Source organism: Streptomyces sp. NPDC053076 (genome assembly GCF_044546845.1).
In the GTDB taxonomy this organism is placed as follows: domain Bacteria; phylum Actinomycetota; class Actinomycetes; order Streptomycetales; family Streptomycetaceae; genus Streptomyces.
In genome coordinates, this window is sequence record NZ_JBITZL010000005.1 from 400,764 (window position 1) to 420,425 (window position 19,662).

16 protein-coding genes, 1 tRNA gene and 1 pseudogene are annotated in these 19,662 nt (G+C 72.8%); 9 read left to right on the forward strand and 9 right to left on the reverse strand.

Annotated features, from left to right (window positions below; genetic code table 11):
* Nucleotides 1-16: 16 nt before the first annotated feature.
* The 3 genes and pseudogenes from ACIGYR_RS23145 (at nucleotide 17) to ACIGYR_RS23155 (ending at nucleotide 3,517) form a co-directional block, all read left to right on the forward strand.
* Entirely contained in the window at nucleotides 17-1,633 is a 1,617-nt protein-coding gene (locus ACIGYR_RS23145; RefSeq protein WP_391844413.1) for an FAD-dependent oxidoreductase, read from the forward strand.
* Nucleotides 1,634-1,828: 195 nt separating this feature from the next.
* Nucleotides 1,829-2,387 (forward strand): annotated as a pseudogene (locus tag ACIGYR_RS23150) (FadR/GntR family transcriptional regulator).
* 140 nt (nucleotides 2,388-2,527) lie between these two features.
* A complete protein-coding gene (locus tag ACIGYR_RS23155; protein ID WP_399601043.1) occupies nucleotides 2,528-3,517 on the forward strand; it encodes a PAC2 family protein in 990 nt (329 codons plus the stop codon).
* A 409-nt stretch (nucleotides 3,518-3,926) separates the two neighbouring features.
* On the opposite strand, the gene mshC is transcribed toward ACIGYR_RS23155, so the two are convergent.
* From mshC to ACIGYR_RS23175, 4 genes are all read right to left on the reverse strand, one after another.
* Nucleotides 3,927-5,156, reverse strand: coding sequence for a cysteine--1-D-myo-inosityl 2-amino-2-deoxy-alpha-D-glucopyranoside ligase (gene mshC, locus ACIGYR_RS23160; protein WP_391844408.1), 1,230 nt, complete (start codon nucleotides 5,154-5,156; stop codon nucleotides 3,927-3,929).
* Between the two features lie 93 nt (nucleotides 5,157-5,249).
* On the reverse strand, nucleotides 5,250-6,074 hold the full coding sequence (locus tag ACIGYR_RS23165) for an SCO1664 family protein (RefSeq protein WP_399601046.1): 825 nt from the start codon (nucleotides 6,072-6,074) through the stop codon (nucleotides 5,250-5,252).
* Nucleotides 6,038-6,628: a DUF3090 domain-containing protein gene (locus ACIGYR_RS23170; RefSeq protein WP_391844405.1), complete on the reverse strand. Its 591-nt coding sequence runs from the start codon at nucleotides 6,626-6,628 to the stop codon at nucleotides 6,038-6,040. The genes ACIGYR_RS23165 and ACIGYR_RS23170 overlap by 37 nt, the downstream gene beginning before the upstream one ends.
* Nucleotides 6,629-6,728: 100 nt before the next feature.
* Nucleotides 6,729-7,415, reverse strand: a complete 687-nt coding sequence (locus ACIGYR_RS23175; RefSeq protein WP_391844403.1) for a histidine phosphatase family protein — start codon at nucleotides 7,413-7,415, stop codon at nucleotides 6,729-6,731.
* Between the two features lie 61 nt (nucleotides 7,416-7,476).
* Between ACIGYR_RS23175 and corA the strand changes: the two genes are divergently transcribed.
* Nucleotides 7,477-8,472, forward strand: a complete 996-nt coding sequence (gene corA / locus ACIGYR_RS23180) for a magnesium/cobalt transporter CorA (RefSeq protein ID WP_399601365.1) — start codon at nucleotides 7,477-7,479, stop codon at nucleotides 8,470-8,472.
* 215 nt (nucleotides 8,473-8,687) lie between these two features.
* On the opposite strand, the gene ACIGYR_RS23185 is transcribed toward corA, so the two are convergent.
* The gene (locus tag ACIGYR_RS23185) at nucleotides 8,688-9,743 is read right to left on the reverse strand and encodes an LLM class F420-dependent oxidoreductase (RefSeq protein ID WP_391844401.1); all 1,056 of its coding nucleotides are present in this window, start codon (nucleotides 9,741-9,743) and stop codon (nucleotides 8,688-8,690) included.
* Nucleotides 9,744-9,926: 183 nt separating this feature from the next.
* Here ACIGYR_RS23185 and ACIGYR_RS23190 point away from each other — a divergent pair, with 183 nt between their 5' ends.
* Nucleotides 9,927-10,910, forward strand: a complete 984-nt coding sequence (locus ACIGYR_RS23190) for an aldo/keto reductase (RefSeq protein ID WP_391844399.1) — start codon at nucleotides 9,927-9,929, stop codon at nucleotides 10,908-10,910.
* Nucleotides 10,907-13,447, forward strand: coding sequence for a helix-hairpin-helix domain-containing protein (locus tag ACIGYR_RS23195; protein WP_399601051.1), 2,541 nt, complete (start codon nucleotides 10,907-10,909; stop codon nucleotides 13,445-13,447). Before ACIGYR_RS23190 ends, ACIGYR_RS23195 begins: the two co-directional genes overlap by 4 nt.
* Before the next feature lie 255 nt (nucleotides 13,448-13,702).
* Here ACIGYR_RS23195 and ACIGYR_RS23200 read toward each other — a convergent pair whose 3' ends face one another.
* Nucleotides 13,703-14,392 (reverse strand): hypothetical protein, encoded by a 690-nt coding sequence (locus ACIGYR_RS23200; RefSeq protein ID WP_391844396.1) that lies wholly within the window; start codon nucleotides 14,390-14,392, stop codon nucleotides 13,703-13,705.
* 47 nt (nucleotides 14,393-14,439) lie between these two features.
* On the opposite strand from ACIGYR_RS23200, the gene ACIGYR_RS23205 reads away from it, so the two are divergent.
* On the forward strand, nucleotides 14,440-14,628 hold the full coding sequence (locus ACIGYR_RS23205) for a DUF5703 family protein (protein ID WP_391844394.1): 189 nt from the start codon (nucleotides 14,440-14,442) through the stop codon (nucleotides 14,626-14,628).
* A gap of 109 nt (nucleotides 14,629-14,737) precedes the next feature.
* Here ACIGYR_RS23205 and ACIGYR_RS23210 read toward each other — a convergent pair whose 3' ends face one another.
* From ACIGYR_RS23210 to ACIGYR_RS23220, 3 genes are all read right to left on the reverse strand, one after another.
* The gene (locus tag ACIGYR_RS23210; protein ID WP_399601055.1) at nucleotides 14,738-15,595 is read right to left on the reverse strand and encodes a chaplin family protein; all 858 of its coding nucleotides are present in this window, start codon (nucleotides 15,593-15,595) and stop codon (nucleotides 14,738-14,740) included.
* 119 nt (nucleotides 15,596-15,714) lie between these two features.
* Nucleotides 15,715-15,948: a chaplin ChpH gene (gene chpH, locus ACIGYR_RS23215; protein WP_399601058.1), complete on the reverse strand. Its 234-nt coding sequence runs from the start codon at nucleotides 15,946-15,948 to the stop codon at nucleotides 15,715-15,717.
* Between the two features lie 161 nt (nucleotides 15,949-16,109).
* Nucleotides 16,110-17,435: a M20/M25/M40 family metallo-hydrolase gene (locus tag ACIGYR_RS23220; protein WP_399601061.1), complete on the reverse strand. Its 1,326-nt coding sequence runs from the start codon at nucleotides 17,433-17,435 to the stop codon at nucleotides 16,110-16,112.
* 216 nt (nucleotides 17,436-17,651) lie between these two features.
* On the opposite strand from ACIGYR_RS23220, the gene ACIGYR_RS23225 reads away from it, so the two are divergent.
* Nucleotides 17,652-17,739: transfer RNA gene (locus ACIGYR_RS23225), tRNA-Leu, on the forward strand.
* A gap of 186 nt (nucleotides 17,740-17,925) precedes the next feature.
* Entirely contained in the window at nucleotides 17,926-19,653 is a 1,728-nt protein-coding gene (gene polX, locus ACIGYR_RS23230; protein WP_391844371.1) for a DNA polymerase/3'-5' exonuclease PolX, read from the forward strand.
* Nucleotides 19,654-19,662 lie beyond the last annotated feature (9 nt).

The following is a 19,662-nucleotide window of genomic DNA, read 5'->3' on the forward strand; positions in this document are numbered from 1 at the left end:
GGAGTAAGTACCCCACATGACCAGTCAGTCCACCCTGCAGTCCGTGCCTGCCCTGGGGACGCGCCCGGCCTCCGGCTCCAACCCGAGCCGGGCCGAGACCAGGGAGCAGCTCTCCAAGGCGTCGTACGACCTACTGGTGATCGGCGGCGGCATCCTGGGCATCTCCACCGCCTGGCACGCCGCGCAGTCCGGCCTGAGGGTGGCCCTGGTCGACGCCGGCGACTTCGCCGGCGCCACCTCCTCCGCCTCCTCCAAGCTGCTCCACGGCGGTCTGCGCTACCTGCAGACCGGCGCGGTGAAGCTGGTGGCGGAGAACCACTTCGAGCGCCGTGCGGTCTCCCGCCAGGTGGCCCCCCACCTGGCGAACCCGCTCACCTTCTACCTCCCCGTGTACAAGGGCGGGCCGCACGGCGCGGCGAAGCTCGGCGCGGGCGTCTTCGCCTACTCCGCGCTCTCCGCGTTCGGCGACGGCGTGGGCCACCTGCTCTCCCCCGCCAAGGCGGCGCAGGACGTGCCCGAGCTGCGTACCGAGAACCTCAAGGCCGTGGCCGTGTACGGCGACGACCAGATGAACGACGCGCGCATGGCGCTGATGACGGTCCGCGCGGCCGTCGAGGCGGGCGCGGTCGTCCTCAACCACGCCGAGGTCACCGGCCTGCGCTTCACCAAGGGCCGGGTCACCGGCGCCGAGCTGAAGGACCGTACGTCCGGCGACGAGTTCGGTGTCGACGCCCGTCTCGTGCTGAACGCGACCGGCCCCTGGGTGGACCACCTGCGCCGGCTGGAGGACCCTAACGCGGCCCCGTCCATCCGCCTGTCCAAGGGCGCGCACCTGGTCCTGAAGCGGACCTCCCCGTGGAAGGCCGCGCTGGCCACCCCGATCGACAAGTACCGCATCACCTTCGCCCTCCCCTGGGAGGACATGCTGCTGCTCGGCACCACGGACGAGGAGTACGAGGGCGACCCGGCGGACGTGTCCGTCAACGACAACGACATAGCCCAGATCCTGGACGAGGCCGCGTTCTCCGTCCGGGACCAGCAGCTCCGGCGGGAGCTGATCACCTACGCGTTCGCCGGTCTGCGTGTGCTGCCGGGCGGCCCCGGCGACACCGCCAAGGCCAAGCGCGAGACGGTGGTGACCGAGGGCAAGGGCGGCATGCTGTCCGTCGCCGGCGGCAAGTGGACGACGTTCCGCCACATCGGCCGGACGATCATGAAGAAGCTGGAGGCGCTGCCGGGCCACCCGCTCGGCGACGACTTCGAGCCGATCTCCTCGCTGCCGAGGAAGCTGCCGCTGCCCGGTGTCGCCAACCCGCGCGCGGTCGCCCACCGCCTCCTGGTGGACAACCCCGCCCCGGGCCCGCGCATGGCCGCCGACACCGCCAGGCACCTGGCCACCCACTACGGCTCGCTGGCCTTCGACATCGCCCGCCTGGCGAACGACAACCCGGAGCTGGCCGAGCGCGTCCACCCCGACGCCCCCGAGATCTGGGCGCAGGTCGTCTGGGCCCGGGACCACGAGTGGGCCGAGACGCAGGACGACGTGCTGCGCCGCCGGACCACGCTGACCATCCGGGGCCTGGCCACGGACGAGGTCCGGGCGAAGGTCCAGGACCTGCTCGACAAGAAGTAAGCCAACCGGCGAGAGGGGGGCCCGGCGCGGCTGGAGCCGCCCCCACCGGCGAAGGGGTGGCTCCGCGCGGCTGGAGCCGCCCCTTTCGCGTGCCCCGCCGCCGGGCGGCCGGCTCCGGCGGGACGCCCCGAACCGCGGCTGTGGGCCCGCATAATGACGCCGGACATCCGATGCCGGGCGGCAGGAGGCCGGTCCGTGGCAGTCACCGACGAGGCGATCGAGAAGATCAAGGGCATGATCGTCTCCGGTGCGCTGCGCCCGGGCGACCGGCTGCCCAAGGAGAGCGAACCGGCCGCCGGGCCGGGCCTGTCCCGCAACTCCCTGCGCGAGGCCGTACGGGCCCTGTCGCTGATGCGGATCCTCGACGTACGGCAGGGCGACGGCACCTACGTCACCAGTCTCGATCCGCAACTGCTGCAGCGAGGACCAACTGGAGGCGCTGTCGGACCAGTTGAACGCGCTGGGTGCGGAGCTGTCGGTGGAGCAACTGGTCGCGGCCGACCTGGAGTTCCACCGGAGCATCGTGCGGAGCGCCGGCAACTCGGTGCTGCGCTCACTGCTCGACGGGCTGTCGGGCCCCATCACCCGGGCCCGGATCTGGCGGGGCCTCACCCAGGAGGACGCGGTCGGCCGCACCCTGCGCGAGCACCGGGCGATCCTGGCCGCACTGCGCGACCGGGACGCGGAGGCGGCGCGGTCCTGGGCGACCGTGCACATCGCGAGCGTGGAGCGGTGGCTGCGGTCCACGCCGTGAGGTCGGGACGCCGGGGTGTCCGGTGGCGGCGAACGGGGCAGTGATCCGTTCACGCCCCCACGCAAGGGGGCTGCGGGCGCCCCCGCCGGACGCCGTAAGGTTGGTGAGTCAAGCGAGGGCACGTCGGAAGGAGGCACTGGGTGATCGAGCTGGAGGGGGTTCCCGAGCTGATCGACCCAGTCATGGTGGCCGCGTTCGAGGGCTGGAACGATGCCGGCGACGCCGCCTCCACGGCGGTCGCGCACCTGGAACGCGAGTGGAAGGGCGAGGTGTTCGCGGCGCTGGACGCCGAGGACTACTACGACTTCCAGGTGAACCGCCCCACGGTGTTCATGGACGACGGTGTGCGCAAGATCACCTGGCCGACGACCCGGCTGTCGGTGGTCCGTGTCGGCGGCGAGAAGCCGCGCGACCTGGTGCTGGTCCGCGGCATCGAGCCGTCCATGCGGTGGCGCTCGTTCTGCAACGAGCTGCTCGGCTTCGCGCACGAGCTGGGCGTGGAGCTGGTGGTCGTCCTGGGCGCCCTGCTCGGTGACACCCCGCACACGCGCCCGGTCCCGGTCAGCGGGGTCACGTCCGACCCGGACCTGGCCCGCCGCATGGACCTGGAGGAGACCAAGTACGAGGGCCCGACGGGCATCGTCGGCGTTCTTCAGGAGGCGTGCACGCACGCGGGCGTCCCGGCGGTGTCGCTGTGGGCCGCCGTACCGCACTACGTCTCCCAGCCGCCGAACCCGAAGGCCACCCTGGCGCTGCTGAACCGCCTGGAGGACCTGCTGGACCTGCGCATCCCGCTGGGCGAGTTGCCCGAGGACGCGCGGGCCTGGCAGGTGGGCGTGGACCAGCTGGCCGCGGAGGACAGCGAGGTCGCCGAGTACGTGCAGACGCTGGAGGAGGCCCGGGACACCGCGGAGCTGCCGGAGGCGTCCGGTGAGGCGATCGCCCGCGAGTTCGAGCGGTACCTGCGACGCCGGGATGTCAGCCCTCCCCCTCCGGGCGGCCACGCGACGGCGGACGGCGGGGACGGCGGGTCGTACCTGCGGGACAGCCCCGGGGGGAAGAACCGGCCGCCGAAGCCGCCGAAGCCGGATACGGCCGAGGGCGACGACGAGGACAGCTCGGAGGACTGAGGTACGGCGAAGGGGCGCTTCCCGCGTGAGGGAAGCGCCCCTTCGCCGTGGTGCCGACGCGCTACGGGGTGCCGCGACGGGCCGTCGAGCGGCTGAGGGACCGTCGTGGCTGGTCGCGCAGTTCCCCGCGCCCCTCAGGGACGCCTCCCGGGCGGGGAAGCGCCCCATCGCCGTGATGCCGACGCGCTACGGGGTGCCGCGACGGGCCGTCGAGCGGCTGAGGGACCGTCGTGGCTGGTCGCGCAGTTCCCCGCGCCCCTCAGGGACGCCTCCCGGGCGGGGAAGCGCCCCATCGCCGTGATGCCGACGCGCTACGGGGTGCCGCGACGGGCCGTCGAGCGGCTGAGGGACCGTCGTGGCTGGTCGCGCAGTTCCCCGCGCCCCTCAAGGGCACATCCCCTGAGGGTGGTCAGAGGGCCACCCCGAGCAACGCGTCCACCGTCCGCGTGACCAGGCCCGGTGCGCCCGTGTCCGTGCCGCCCTGCTCCTCCTGCCGGGCCGCCCAGCGGTCGACGGCGGTGAGCGCGGCGGGGGCGTCCAGGTCGTTCGCCAGGGCCTCGCGGATCTCCTCCACGAGCGCGTCGGCGGACGGGCCGTCGGGCCGGGAGACGGCCGCGCGCCAGCGGCCGAGGCGGTCGACGGCGTCCTGGAGGACCTGGTCGGTCCACTCCCAGTCGGCGCGGTAGTGGTGGGCCAGCAGGGACAGCCGGATGGCGGCCGGGTCGACGCCGTCGCGGCGCAGCCGCGAGACGAACACCAGGTTGCCCCTGGACTTGGACATCTTCTCGCCGTCGAGAGCGACCATGCCGGCGTGCACGTACGCCTTGGCCATGGGGAACTCGCCGGTGAGCACCTGGGCGTGCGAGGCGCCCATCTCGTGGTGCGGGAAGGCGAGGTCGGAGCCGCCGCCCTGGACGTCGAAGCCCATGCCGATGTGGTCCAGGGCGATGGCCACGCACTCGATGTGCCAGCCGGGCCGGCCCCGGCCGAGGGAGTTGCCGTCCCAGCTGGGCTCGCCCTCGCGGGCCGCCATCCACAGCATCGGGTCGAGCGGGTTCTTCTTGCCCGGGCGGTCCGGGTCGCCGCCGCGCTCGGCGGACAGCAGCCGCATGGCGGCGGCGTCCAGGTTCGACACCTTGCCGAAGTGCGGGTCGGACTCGACGGAGAAGTAGATGTCGCCTTCCAGCTCGTAGGCCGCGCCGAGTTCACGCAGCCGCTCCACCAGCGGGACGATGCCGGGTATGGCCTCGACGGCGCCTATGTAGTGCCGCGGGGGCAGCATCCGCAGTGCGGTCATGTCCTCGCGGAAGAGGGCCGTCTCCTTCTCGGCGAGGGCGACCCAGTCGACGCCGTCCCGGTCCGCGCGCTGCAGCAGCGGATCGTCGACGTCGGTGACGTTCTGGACGTAGTGGACCTGCCGCTTGGTGTCGAGCCACACGCGCTGAACCAGGTCGAACGCGTTGTAGGTCGCCGCGTGACCCATGTGGGTCGCGTCGTACGGGGTGATGCCGCAGACGTAGATACGGGCGACGGGACCGGGGGCGAGGGTGACCAGGCCGCCGGTCGCGGTGTCGTGGATCCTCAGGTCGCGGCCCTGACCAGGCAGGGCGGGGACCTCGGAAGCGGGCCAGGCATGCATGTACATGAGCCTAACCGGCGCCGAGCTGCGGATACGAACGGGATCGGGCCGGATGACCGGTTCGGCGTTCTTGCGGATCGGCGCCGGACGTGCTCAGACCGGTGGCCAGGGGATGGCGGGCCACTCACCGCCGGGCTCCGGATGCAGGCCCGAGGCGAGCAGCGCGTCGACACGCGCGCGTGTGGCCTCGGTCTCGGCCAACGTGATCAGTCCGGCCAGCCGCTCGCCCAGGTGCCCGTCCAGGGCCTCCCGCAGGCCCTTGAGGACGTCGACGGCCTCCGGGGTGAGGGGTTCACCGGCCCAGCCCCACAGCAGCGTGCGCAGCTTGTCCTCGACGTTGAAGGTGACGCCGTGGTCGATGCCGTAGAGCCTGCCGTCGGCGGTGGGCATGAGATGGCCGCCCTTGCGGTCGGCGTTGTTGATCACCGCGTCCAGGACGGCGAGCCGGCGCAGCCGCTCGTCGTCGGCGTGCACCAGCAGTGCGGTGCGGCCCTCCCCGACCTCGGCGAACCCGATCGCCTTCCAGCCCGGCTCCGGCTCCTCGCCGTCGACCAGGGCGAGCAGCTCGGCCTCGGCGTGGACGTCGATCCACAGCTGGCACATGCCCTCGCCGTACGGGCCGTCGCGCAGGACGGTCGGCGGTACGAGCCCCCAGCCGGTGGCCTCGGAGACCTCGTAGGCGGCCACCTCGCGGGCCGCGAGGGTACCGTCGGGGAAGTCCCACAGGGGGCGCTCCCCGGCCACCGGCTTGTACACGCAGGAGGCTTTCCGGCCGTCGAGGGTGACGGTGCACAACAGCGCCGCGTTGGACGCCTCGCGGATCCGGCCGCGCACGCTCAGCTCACCTCGCGCGAGCAGCTCGGCGGGGTCGGGATCGGCCGTCACGCTCCGCGGCGGTATCCGTTCTGGCGCGGACATACGTGTCCTTCCGGGTCGAGCGGGAGGCTGCACAGCGGGCACGGCGGCCGCCCGGCGTTGACGACGTCGAGAGCGCGTTTGGCGAATGCCCGGGCCTGCGCGCCGGTCAGTCGGACCCGCAGCATCGGGGGCCCGTTCTCCTCGTCCTGGAGCAGGCGCTCCTCGGCCTCGGCGAGGTCCTCCTCGGTGTCGGCGTCCAGCTCGACCAGTGCCTGCGCCTCGACGATCATGCGCTGGTCCTCGCCGTCCCAGGCCAGGGCCATGGTGCCGACGCGGAACTCCTCCTCGATGGGGGTGTCGAGGGGGGCGGTGTCGGTGATCTCGGTGGGCGCCATGGCGGGGACGGCCGCGCTGCCGCCACTCCGCCGCACGACCTCGTCGAGCAGTTCGTCCATGCGCTCGGCGAGCGCGGCGACCTGGGTCTTCTCCAGGGCCACGCTGGTCACCCGGGGGCCTGCGATGGCCTGGAGGAAGAAGGTACGGCGCCCGGGCAGTCCGACCGTGCCGGCCACGAAGCGGTCCGGCTGGTCGTAGAGGAACACCTGACGGGACACGTCCTGTCTCCATTGATGTCGTGATTCAGGGGGGCTTCGGCGGTGCGGGCCGTGCGGGAAAGCGACGGGGTGGGTCGCTTCACCCTACTGCGGCCGACGATCACGGTGCGCCCGCACCGCCCCCGACCGGTGCGTCGCTCTCGCCGGGTTCCTCACGGGGGGCGAGCGAGGCGAAATCGCCGGTGTCGCCGAGGCGAACGAGGAACGGCCTGAGGCGGGTGTAGCGGATCGCGGTGATGGAACAGGGCTCCACGGAGATCCGCTGGAAGAGGTCGAGATGCAGGCCCAGGGCCTCGGCCACGAGGGACTTGATGATGTCGCCGTGGGAGCACATGAGGTAGACGGCGTCGGCGCCGTGATCGCGCTCCACGCGCGCGTTCCACTCGCGCACCGCCTCGGCGGCGCGGGTCTGCATGGCCCGCATGGACTCGCCGCCGGGGAAGGCGGCGGCGGACGGGTGGGCCTGCACGACCTCCATCAGCGGCTCGTCCTTCAACTCGGCGAGCTTGCGGCCGGACCAGTCGCCGTAGTCGCACTCCTCGATCCGCTCCTCGGTGTGCGAGCGCAGGCCGGGGCGGGCCTCCAGCAGGGGCTGTACGGTCTCCCGGCAGCGCTGGAGCGGGCTGGTGACGACCTCGGAGATCGGCAGACCGGCGAGTCTTCCGGGCAGCGCGGCGGCCTGCGCGGCGCCGCGCTCGTCCAGGGCGACGCCGGGCGTCCGTCCGGCGAGCAGGCCCGAGGTGTTGGCGGTGGAACGTCCGTGCCTTACGAGGATCAGCGTGGGCATGCGGCAAGGGTAGGCATACACCGCTGTGCGGTGGTGGGCGGGCGAAGGGAGAATGCGCAGCGTGATCGTGGACTGCGCCATCTACCGGCACGGGCACCGTGCCGAGGGACCGGAGGATCTGTCCGACGCGCTCGCCGAGGCGCGGGCGGCGGGCGGCTTCGTGTGGATCGGGCTGTACGAGCCGTCCGAGCGGGAATTCGACCTGGTCACGCAGGAATTCGGGCTGCACCCGCTGGCCGTGGAGGACGCGCTCAAGGCGCATCAGCGGCCCAAGCTGGAGGTGTACGACGACTCGCTGTTCATGGTGCTGAAACCGGTCGTGTACGAGCCCGAGAGCGACGCGGTCTCGGCCGGCGAGGTGATGGTCTTCGTCGGCGAGAGCTTCGTGGTGACCGTCCGTCACGGGGAGGGTTCGCCGCTGGCGGCCGTGCGGCACCGGCTGGAGGAGGAGCCGGAGCTGCTCGACAAGGGCCCCACCTCCGTGCTGTACGCCATCGCGGACGCCACCGTCGACCACTATCTGGAGGTGGCGACGGAGCTGCAGACCGACCTGGACGAGCTGGAGGCGGAGGTGTTCCGGCCGGACGTCGGCGGTTCGCGCAACATCGCGTCCCGCATCTACACCTTCAAGCGGCAGGTTCTGGAGTTCCGCCGGGCCACCGGGCCGCTGGCGCTGCCGCTGACCCGGCTGGCCGGCAGCGGTCCGCTCGGCAACACGGTCCCCTACGTGCACGACAAGGCACGGCCCTTCTTCCGGGACGTCAGCGACCACCTCGCGCGCGTGAACGAGTCCGTGGAGGCCCTGGACCGGCTGGTGTCCGACATCCTGTCGGCCCACCTGGCGCAGATGAGCGTCCGGCAGAACGACGACATGCGGAAGATCTCGGCGTGGGCGGCGATGGCCGCGGTCCCCACGATGATCGCGGGGATCTACGGCATGAACTTCGACCACATGCCCGAGCTGCACTGGGTGTGGTCCTACCCGGCGGTGATCCTGCTGATGGCCGCGCTGGAGGTCCTGCTGCACCGGCTGTTCAAGCGGCGGGGATGGCTGTGAACACGGGTCAGGCGTAGTCGGGGGCGGGTGCTGCCGGGCCGCGGACAGAAGGGAGTCGCCACAGGGGCGCGGGCCGGCTCGGCCGAACGAAGGACCGCCCGGGCGGGAAAGAAGAGCCGCGCGGGTCGTAACCGTGCGGCGCCGGGCGCGTTGTTCCCGGTGACGGCCGTGGCGGGGAAGACCCCCGAGCCCCCACCACGGCCGCTGAAACCCTCTTACGCCAGCCCGGCCCGCTCCAGGGCCTCACTGCCGGCCCGCAGGGACGCGAGCCGCTCCTCGAGCGTGAAGCCGGCCGGAGCCAGGTTGAGGGTGGTGACCCCGGCGGCGGCGTACTCCTTCATCCGGTCGGCGATGCGGTCGACGGAGCCCAGCAGCGCGGTCTTGTCGATGAGGTCCTGCGGGACCGCGGCGGCGGCTCCCTGCTTGTCCCCGGACAGGTACGTCCGCTGGATGTCGGCGGCCTCCTTCTCGTACCCCATGCGCTGGGCGAGCTGGTTGTAGAAGTTCTGCTTGGCGCTGCCCATGCCGCCGACGTACAGCGCGGTGTAGGGGCGGAAGGTGTCGGCGAGCCGGGCCACGTCCTTGTCGTCGCCGACGGCGAGCGGCAGGGTCGGGCACACGTCGAACCCGTCGAGGGTCAGGCCCGCCTTCTCCCGGCCCGCGCGCAGGTACTTGACCGTGGTCTCCTCCAAGTGCTCGGCGGAGGGGAAGATGAGCAGCGCGCCGTCGGCGATCTCTCCGGTCTGCTCCAGGTTCTTCGGGCCGATCGCGGCGATGTAGAGCGGGATGTGCTCGCGCTGCGGGTGCACGGTCAGCTTGATCGGCTTGCCCGGGCCGCCGGGCAGCGGCAGCGTCCAGTGCTCGCCCTCGTACGTCAGCCGCTCCCGGCTCATCGCCCTGCGGACGATCTCCACGTACTCGCGGGTGCGGGCCAGCGGCTTGTCGAACTTGACGCCGTACCAGCCCTCGGAGACCTGCGGGCCCGAGACGCCGAGGCCGAGCCGGAACCGGCCACCGGACAGCGAGTCCAGCGTGGCCGCGGTCATCGCGGTCATCGCGGGCTGCCGCGCCGGGATCTGGAAGATGGCCGAGCCGACGTCGATGCGCTCGGTCTGTGCGGCGACCCAGCTGAGCACCGTGGCCGCGTCGGAGCCGTACGCCTCGGCGGCCCAGCACACCGCGTAGCCCAGCCGGTCGGCTTCCTGCGCCACGGCCAGGTTGTCGCCGTCCATTCCGGCACCCCAGTAGCCGAGGTTGATCCCGAGCTGCATGCGCGATTCCCCTTACCCATGAGTAACGTCCCTTGGCGGTGACCTTAGCGCGGGGCGGAAAGCGACGGCAGGGCGCCGCGGGGGTTTCGCGGCCGGCCTTCCGGTTCTGCCGCTGACCCGAGGGTCGGTCGAGTTATCCACAGGCAACCCACCGCACCGGTTCTGGCCAGTAATCTCGCCCGCATGGAGCAGAGGCATCTCGGCCGTACCGGCCTGCGTGTGTCCCGGATCGGGCTCGGCACCCTCACCTGGGGCCGGGACACAGACGAGCACGACGCCGCTGACATGCTGAAAGCGTTCTGGGAGGCCGGTGGCACCCTCGTCGACACCGCGGACGTGTACGGCGACGGGGAGGCGGAGTACCTGCTCGGACGGCTCATGGACGGCCTGGTGCCGCGCCGGGACCTGGTCGTCTCCACCAAGGCCGGCAGCGTGCCCGACCCCGACCGCCGCTTCGACGGGTCCCGCGGCCATCTGCTCGCCGCGCTCGACGACTCCCTGGCCCGCCTGGGCACGGAGTACGTCGACGTGTGGCACGTCCACGCCTACGACCCCGGTACCCCGCTCGAGGAGACGCTCCAGGCCCTCGACCTCGCGGTGAGCAGCGGCCGGGCCCGGTACGCTGGCGTCTCCAACTTCTGCGGCTGGCAGCTGGCCAAGGCGGCCACCTGGCAGCTCGCCGCGCCGGGCGCCCGCACCCGGCTGGCCAGCACACAGCTGGAGTACTCCCTGCTCCAGCGGGGCGTGGAGCGCGAGGTGCTGCCCGCCGCACTCGACCTGGGCATCGGTCTGCTGCCCTCCTCTCCGCTGGGCCGCGGTGTGCTGACCGGCAAGTACCGGCACACCACTCCGCCGGACTCGCGTGGCGCGTCAGAGCAGCTCGCGCCGTTCGTCGAGCCGTACCTGGACGACGCGGCGACGCGCATCGTGGACGCGGTGACGACGGCCGCCGACGGGCTCGCGGTCACCCCGCTCCAGGTGGCCCTCGCCTGGGTCCGGGACCGGCCCGGGGTGGCCGCGCCGATCGTCGGCGCGCGCAACGCGCAGCAGCTCACGGCGGCATTGTCAGTGGAGGCCCTTAGTCTTCCTGACGAGATCTGCCGGGCGCTGGACGATGTGTCGGCGCCCGTGCACCGCTATCCCGATCACGACTGGAGCACGCTGTGAGCACGGAGCCGGAGACCACGGAGGAAGCCGGGCCGGGGACGCCGGACACCCCTCGGAACGCGGAGCGGGAAGCAGCGCCCGGGGCGGAGGGCCTTACGGCCGACGGCGGTACGGCGGAGGGCTCCGTGGAGACGAGGGCGAGCGACGCCGCTGGCGGAGCGGCGGGTGCCGGGGCGGCCGAGGGGCCCGAGGATCCCGGGGACGCGGCCGGCGAGCGGGGCGCGGCCGGCGCCGAGGACGGGGACGGCCCGGGAGGCGCCACGACCGCGGGCCCACAGGACTCCGACGGGACCGAGAGGGCCCAGGCGGCCGAAGGATCCGAAGGCGGCGATGGTACGTCGGACACGGCGGGAGCCGAGGACGGGGACGGCCCGGGAGGCGCCAGGACCGCGGGCCCACAGGACTCCGAGGGGACCGAGAGGGCCCAAGCGGCCGAAGGGTCCGAGGGCGGCGACGCTGCGTCGGACACGGCGGGAGCCGAGGACGGGGGCGGTTCGGAGAGTGCCGTGGCCGTGGGTTCGGAGGGGGCCCCTGCGGCCGAGTTGTCCGAGGCGGCGGCCGAGTTGGCCGCGCAGCGGCTCGAGCGGGAGCGGATCGAGCGGCGCAAGGCCGAACGGAAGGGCCCGATCGACAGCGGCACCAAGCTCAGCGGCAAGGCCGCCGACCTGCTGGCCGCGATCCGGGCCGTGGAGGGCGGCGAGAAGCCGGTGGCCACGGTGTTCGCCGAGCCCGCGCCGGCACCGCGCCGCCCGGCCCCGGAGCCGGTGCGCAAGCCCCAGCCCGCCCCGGCCCCGGTGGCACCCGGCGGCCCCGCGCCGGAGGCGGTGGAGGCCGTGCGCCGCGTGCTGACCGAGGGCGGCGCCCCCGACGCCCTGGCCCCCCAGGTCGCGACGGCCCTCGGCGAGGGCGCGGACACCACGCTCCGGGAAGACCCCTGGCAGCTGCTCCGGGTCGGCGGCGTACGGCCGGAGCAGGCCGACGGCTTCGCGAGGGCGCTGCTCGGCGCCGCCGGTGGACCGGGCGACGAGCGACGGGGCCGGGCGATGACCGTCTGGCTCCTGGAGCAGGCGGCCGTGGCCGGGCACACCGCCCTGGAACTGCCCGCGCTCACCGCGGCGCTGGGCCGGCAGGGTGTGCCGGACCCGGACGCGGCGGTGCAGGGCACGCTCGCCGAGGGCGAGGCGCTGGCCTTCCAGGACGCCCTGGAGGAGCCCGGCGCCGCCCCCGCGCCCGAGGACACCGAGGAGGAGCAGGAGCGGCCGGTCCGGGTCCTCGTGGGCCTGGAGCGGTACGCGCTGGCCGAGGAGAGCCTCGCCGACGGCCTGGCCCGGCTGGTCAACTCCCCGTCCGAGAACACCGGACAGGCGTGGGAGACAGCCGCCGCCGCTCTGTCCGGCGGTGCGGCCGAGCTGGCCCGCGCGGTCGCCGGGCACGGCCTGGTGCTGCACACCGGCGGCGAGGCGGCCCGCGCCGAACCGGCCGCGTTGCTCGGTGCCGCCCACACCGCGGGCCTGCGCGCCTTCGCCGCCTGTCACACGACGGACGGGCGCCGACGGCTGGCCGCACAGTTCGACGCGGACCTCGCGGAACAGGGCGTGGGCACGGTAGCCGGGCTGCTGTCCGGCGCCGAGGGTCCGGGCCGGGACACCGACGGCGCGCTGGAGCTCGACCTGCTGATCGTGCTGGACGCACCCCAGCTCGATGTGGAGAGCGCCGCGATGCTGGTGGAGTCGCTGGCCGACGGGGCCCGGCTGGTGCTCAGCGGCGACCCCGGGGTGCTGTGGTCGGCCGGACCGGGCCGGGTCTTCGCCGACCTGCTCGCGGCCCGGGTCTGCCCGCAGACCGTCTCCCGCGTCCCGGACCCCGGCCCCCTCGGCGAGCTGGTCTCCGGCATCGGCATCGGCGAGCTGAACCAGGTCGCCGCCCCCGGCAAGGAGGTCGTCATCGTGCCGGTGCGCGACGCGGGCGAGGCCGTGCACCGCACGGTGCAGCTGGTGGCGGACTCGGTGCCCCGAGCGATCGGCGTCCCGGCCGACCAGACCGTGGTGGTCACCCCGGGCCATGGCGGTGCCGCGGGCACCCGCGCCCTCAACGCCGCCCTGAAGGAGCGCCTCAACCCCGGCCCCGGCCGGTTCGGCGGCTTCGACCCCGGGGACCGGATCGCCTACTCCCCCGCGCCGGGGCGCACGGTGCCGGGCGTGGTGGTGAACGCCGACGCCGACGGGCTGCACCTGTCGTGTGCCGGCGTCCCCGTCGTCGTACCGCGCGAGCGGGTGGAGGGCAGCGTCCGGCACGGCTGGGCCGTCACGGCGCACCAGGCGGTGGGCGCCCGCTGGCCGGCGGCGGTCGTGGTCCTGCCCGGCGACGCCGCTCAGGCGCTCAGCCGTGCTTGGGTGTACACGGCGTTCGGCCGGGCGGAGCGGCATCTGTCCGTGGTCCACGGGGTGGAGCAGGCCCTGCCGAGGGCGGTCGCGGAGATCCCGCCCAAGCCCCGCACGACCCGCCTGCAGACCCTGCTGCGCCCCCAGACGACCTGACCCTTCTCCACCGTGGCGGCGGTCGGCCACGACGGCGGAAACCGGCGGTGCCGCACCGGCCTGAGGCCAGTACGGCACCGCCGGTCACGGGGCTGTACCGGCCTCAGGACTTACGGCACCGCCGGTCACGGTGCCGCACCGGCCTGAGCGCTTGCGGCACCGCCGGTCACGGGGCTGTACCGGCCTCAAGACTTACGGCACCGCCGGTCACGGTGCCGCACCGGCCTCAGGGCTTGCGGCACCGCCGGACACGCCTCACTTCTCGGCGTCGAGCGGCTCCGGCTCCTCGTCGTCCTCGACGAAGTCGATCTCCTCGTCGTCCTCGCCGGCGGAGTCCTCCTCGTCGAACACCGCGCTCACGTCGAACCGGCACACCACCGTCTGCGGATCGATGTGCTCGAACGGTGCCTCCAGCCACTCCCCGGCCTCGGGTGGTTCCTCCGCCGCCGTGACCCAGAGCGTGGAGTCGCCCTCTTCCAGGCCGAACTCCTTGTGCCGGGAGGCGATCTCGTCCGGTTCGAACTCGCCGAAGAGGGTGCCCAGCGCCCCGGGGACGGTCCCGGCGGCATCGTCGCCGTCCGTGCCGTCGTCGAACTCCGCCGCCTCCACCCGCTGGGCCTGCGCCAGCAGCCGCTGGGGTTCCGCCACGGTGTAGTCGCGGCGGATCAGCACGCTGATCGCGTTCGGTTCGTCGGGGCCGGCGTACGGCGGCAGCGCGTCCTCCGCACCGGGGATCTCGAAGGGCGTGACCTCGTCGTAGCGGTCGTAGAGCAGCTCGTCATACGCCTCCGCGGCAGCGGCCAGCTGGTTGAACGCCTCGGAGACGGCCGGATCGTCCTCTCCCGACCTGCGTTCGACCGCAGCCAGATGACGGTCGATCGCGGTCTTGACCGCCTCGGCGGCGGCGCGTACCTCGGCAGCGGTGGGCTGCGCAGCATCAGACATAGTGCAGACGCTATCCGTACCGGGCACCAGCCCGCACAATAGATGCGATGCCGGAATACGAATTTGTCGACGTGTACGTGCCTCGCGGGGTCTCCCGCAGAGAGGCCACACGTCTGCTGACCGACCATGCCGAGTACGGACACTGGGAGTTGGACCGACTGAGCCTGTTGCGCGACGGCAGCCGCAAGGTGCGGTTGCGCCGGCGGATCATCCGCCAGGTACGCGCCACCTGGTGAGTCCGGACATGTGAAGGGAGCGGGCCCCGCCGGGATGGCAGGGCCCGCTCCGTCCGCCGGGTGTACGGCCCTGGCCCCGGCCGTACCGTCGTCGTACCCGGCGCCGCCGTTACGCCGCGGCCCGGGCCTTGCGGTAGAGCACCGCGCCCGCGAGCAGCGCGCCCGCGCCGGCCGGGAGCGCGATGCCCAGCGGCACCTCGCTGCCCGTGTGCGCGAGTTCGGCGGTGGCCAGGGGCTGGGCGGAGCGGCCCGTCTGCGCCTTGACCTGGGACGCACCGTGGGCCGCCGCGGAACCGCCCGTGGCGGGCTGGACGCCCGTACCGGGGTGGCCCTGCTCGCCGCCCGGCTGGTGCGGGGTGCCGGGGTTACCTGGGTTGCCCGGGTGACCAGGCGTTCCGGGGTGACCAGGCTTTCCCGGCTGCCCCGGGTGGCCCGGGTGACCAGGCTTTCCCGGCTGCCCAGGGTGGCCCGGGTGCCCGGGGTGGCCCGGGTGCCCGGGGTGGCCCGGCTTTCCGGGCGGGGTGTCGTGGCCGCCCCCGTTGGCGCAGGTGTTGCCCGTGGTGGCGTTGCCGATCCCGATGACGTCGACGCTGTTGCCGCACACGTTCACCGGGACGTCGATCGGCACCTGCACGGTGTTGCCGGATCCGACACCCGGCGAGCCGCCGGTGTGGCCGTCCGCCTGCGAACCGCCGGCGCCGTTGTGGTGACCCCCCGAGGTGCCACCGTGCTCCACGCACCTGTTGCCCACCGCCGGGTTGAGGAGCCCGACGACGTTCACGGTGTTGCCGCAGACGTTCACCGGGACGTGCACCGGTGCCTGCACCGTGTTGCCGGACAGTACGCCGGGTGAGCCCCCGGCGGCGCCCGCCGCGCCCGAGTCGGCGTGTGCGTAGCCGCTCGCGGCGGCGATCACGCCGGTCGCTGCGGCCATGGTCATCAGGCCCTTGCGCGTGCCCTGTCGCATGCTGAATTCCCCCCTGCCTTCCGTGCCTCGGTTCTCGTGAGACCGGTCGGCCCCGGAACGCCTGGTGCGCGCTCCGAGGCCGACGGCTCGTAAAAAAGACGCCCCTCAGGGAGCCGGCGTCACTTGTTGACGCAGGCGTTGCCGAAGGTGGGGTTCAGGAGCCCGATCACGTTGATCGTGTTGCCGCACGCGTTCACCGGGACGTGCACGGGCACCTGGACGACGTTGCCGGACACGACGCCCGGGGAGTACACGGCGGCACCCTGGGCACCGGAGTCGGCGACGGCGAGGCCCGCGCCCGCGAGAACCAGACCACCGGTGGCGGCCGCAGCAGCGACGACCTTCTTGATCATTCTTCCTCCTAGTTGACAATGCGACCCCAAAGCGCGGGATCACATCAGCTGCAACGAGGAGGAACTAATGAAGCTACGAGCTTATCGTCGCATTCACCCTTCTCAGTCGGCGTCGTACGGCTGCCCGAATTACCGTGTTCGCGCCCCCCACGGGGCCGTTCTCACGACGCGTCGATGAAGCGGTCGAGCACCCGCACGCCGAACCGCAGGCCGTCCACGGGCACCCGCTCGTCCACCCCGTGGAACATGCCGGCGAAGTCCAGCTCCGGCGGCAGCTTGAGCGGGGCGAAGCCGAAACCGCGGATGCCGAGGTCGTCGAAGGACTTGGCGTCGGTGCCGCCGGAGAGCATGTACGGGATCGCCTTGGCGGTCGGATCCTCGGCGAGCAGCGCGGTCTGCATGGCCTCCACCAGGGCCCCGTCGAAGCTGGTCTCCAGCGCCTTGTCGGAGTGCACGTCCTCGCGGCGGACGTTCGGGCCGAGCAGCCGGTCGAGGTCGGTGAGGAACTCCTCCTCGTGGCCGGGCAGGAAGCGTCCGTCGATGTGGGCGGTGGCCTCGCCCGGGATGACGTTGACCTTGTAGCCGGCGGTCAGCTGGGTCGGGTTGGCGGTGTTGCTCAGGGTCGCGCCGATCAGCTTGGCGATGCCGCCGAGCTTGGCGAGGGTGGCCTGCATGTCCTCGGGGTCCAGCTCGGTGCCGAGCGCGTCGCCCAGCTCGTCGAGGAAGGCCCGGGTGGTCTTGGTGACCCGCACCGGGAAGGTGTGCCGCCCGACCCGGGCGACGGCTTCGGACAGCTCGGTGATGGCGTTGTCGCGGTGGATCATCGACCCGTGCCCGGCGGTGCCGGCCACGGTCAGCTTCATCCAGTGCATGCCCTTCTCGGCCGTCTGGATCAGGTACAGCCGCCGCTGATCGTTCACGGTGAAGGAGAAGCCGCCGACCTCGCTGATCGCCTCGGTGACGCCCTCGAACAGCTCGGGGTGGTTGTCGACGAGATGGCGGGCACCGTACGTGCCGCCCGCTTCCTCGTCGGCGAGGAAGGCGACCACGATGTCCCGCGGGGGCCGGCGCCCGCTGCGCAGCCGGTCACGGACGACCGCGAGGGTCATCGCGTCCATGTCCTTCATGTCGACGGCGCCACGACCCCACACACATCCGTCGGCGATCTCGCCGGAGAACGGGTCGTGGGTCCAGTCGGCGGCGTTGGCCGGTACGACGTCCAGGTGGCCGTGGATCAGCAGCGCGGGCCGGGAGGGGTCCTCGCCCGCGATGCGGGCCACCGTGGAGGCGCGGCCGGGGTGCGACTCGTAGATCTTCGGCTCCAGCCCGACCTCGGCGAGCTTCTCGGCGACCCACTCGGCGGCCTTGCGCTCGCCCGGCCCGGAGTGGTCGCCGTAGTTGCTGGTGTCGAACCGGATCAGCTCACGACAGAGGTCCACGACCTCGTCCTGGCCGGTGACGCTCCTGGCCGTGTCCGTCTCGCTCACGCTGCTTCCTCCCGCTGTCACTGCTGGTGGGTTCCCCTATCCTCCCTCCGGCTCCGCCCTGGGCCCAAGACCGGTCCCGGCCCGTCACACACCGTTCACGGGGGCCCTGCCGCGGGAGCGGGGGCGATCAGGGCACCCCCGAAAGCCTGGTAATGTTTCCTTCGTCGCCGCGAGGGCAACCCCGCCGAAAGGGAAACCTCGCACGACAGACACCTTGTCCGGGTGGCGGAATGGCAGACGCGCTAGCTTGAGGTGCTAGTGCCCTTTATCGGGCGTGGGGGTTCAAGTCCCCCCTCGGACACCATGAGTTCCCCGTGGCCGTCACCGGCCGCGGGGAATTTTCGTGTGCCCGGAAGTCACGCCGGAGGCGTTCCGAAGACGACCCGGGCGGCGTCACGATGTCGCGAACGGATGCGGCGTCCCGCTTTCCCGGCCGGTCGGCCCCGTGGGCAGGCCGCGATGTGCGCAGGCGCATGCCTAGACTCGAAGGGTGGCCCGGCCCAACGACGAGGTCGAGGCGCTTCTGCGGGAGTACGCCGATCTCATCGCGATCACCGGAGGCGACACCTTCAAGGCGCGCGCCTACGAGAAGGCGGCGCGGGCGATCGGTGGGTATCCGGCGGACATCTCCACGCTGGACGCCGAGGGGCTGCGGGAGATCCCGAACGTGGGCCGGTCGATCGCCGAGAAGGTGGCCGAATATCTGCGCACGGGCCGTATCGCCATGGTCGAGGAGCGCCGGGCGAAGATCCCCGCCGGGGTGCGCGAGCTGATCACGATCCCGACGCTGGGGCCGAAGAAGGCGCTGCGGCTCTACGAGGATCTGCACATCTCCTCGGTGAACGAGCTGGCCGCGGCCGTCGAGGCGGACGCGCTGGCCGAGCTGAAGGGTTTCGGCGAGAAGACGCAGGACAACATCCGGCACGGCATCGAGCTGCTCCGGCGGGCGGGTGCCCGGGTGCCGCTGGCGTCGGCGCTGGACACCGCCGAGGGGATCGTGGCCGAGCTGTCCGGGGTGCCGGGCTGCCGGCGCTGCGCCTACGCCGGTTCGCTGCGCCGGATGCGGGAGACCGTGGGGGACCTGGACGTGCTGGTCGCGGCGGAGCGGTCGGCGCCGTTCATGGACGCGCTGTGCGCACTGCCGGTCACCGCGGAGGTCGTCGCGCGGGGCGCGAAGAAGACGTCGGTGCGCACCGGCAAGGGACTCCAGGTCGATCTGCGGGTGGTGCCGCCGGAGTCGTGGGGCGCCGCGATGCAGTACTTCACCGGTTCCAAGGCGCACAACATCCGCACCCGGACCATCGCCGTGCACCAGGGGCTGAAGCTCTCCGAGTACGGCCTGTTCGACACCGAGAGCGGGGAGTCGGTCGCCTCCCGGACCGAGGAGGACGTGTACGCGCGGCTCGGCCTGCCGTGGGTCCCGCCGACGCTGCGCGAGGACCGCGGGGAGATCGAGGCGGCGCTGCACGGTGAGCTGCCCGAGGTGGTGGCCGAGCGGGACATCCGCGGTGACCTGCACACGCACACCGATCTCACGGACGGCCTCGCCTCGCTGGAGGCGATGGTGGAGGCCGCCGCCGAGCGCGGCTACGCGTACTACGCGGTCACCGACCACGCGCCCGACCTGTACATGCAGCGCATGACGGACGAGAAGATCCTCGCCCAGCGGGAGCGGCTGCGGGAACTGGACGGCACCCGGCGCCGGATGCGGCTGCTGCACGGGACCGAGCTGAACATCGGACCGGACGGGGCGGTGGACTGGCCGGAGGAGTTCCTGGCCGGTTTCGATCTGTGTGTGGCCTCGCTGCACTCCCACTTCGACCTGGGCCGCGGGGCGATGACCCGCCGGCTGGTGCGGGCCTGCGAGAACCCGTACGTCAATGTCATCGGCCACCCCACGACCCGTCTGATCGGCAGACGGCCGGGCGTGGACGCCGACTGGGACGAGGTGTTCGCGGCGTGCGCGCGCACCGGCACCGCGCTGGAGGTCAATGCGCAGCCGGACCGGCTGGACCTGTGCGACGAGGACATCCTGCGGGCCAGGGAGCACGGGGTGAAGTTCGCCGTGAACACCGACGCGCACTCCGTCCCGCATCTCGGGCAGCTGCGCTACGGCGTCGGTACCGCGCAGCGCGGCTGGCTCACCCGGGACGACGTGGTCAACACCTGGCCGCTGACCCGGCTGCGCCGGTTCCTGCGCAAGGGCGGGCGGTGCTGACCCCCTGTC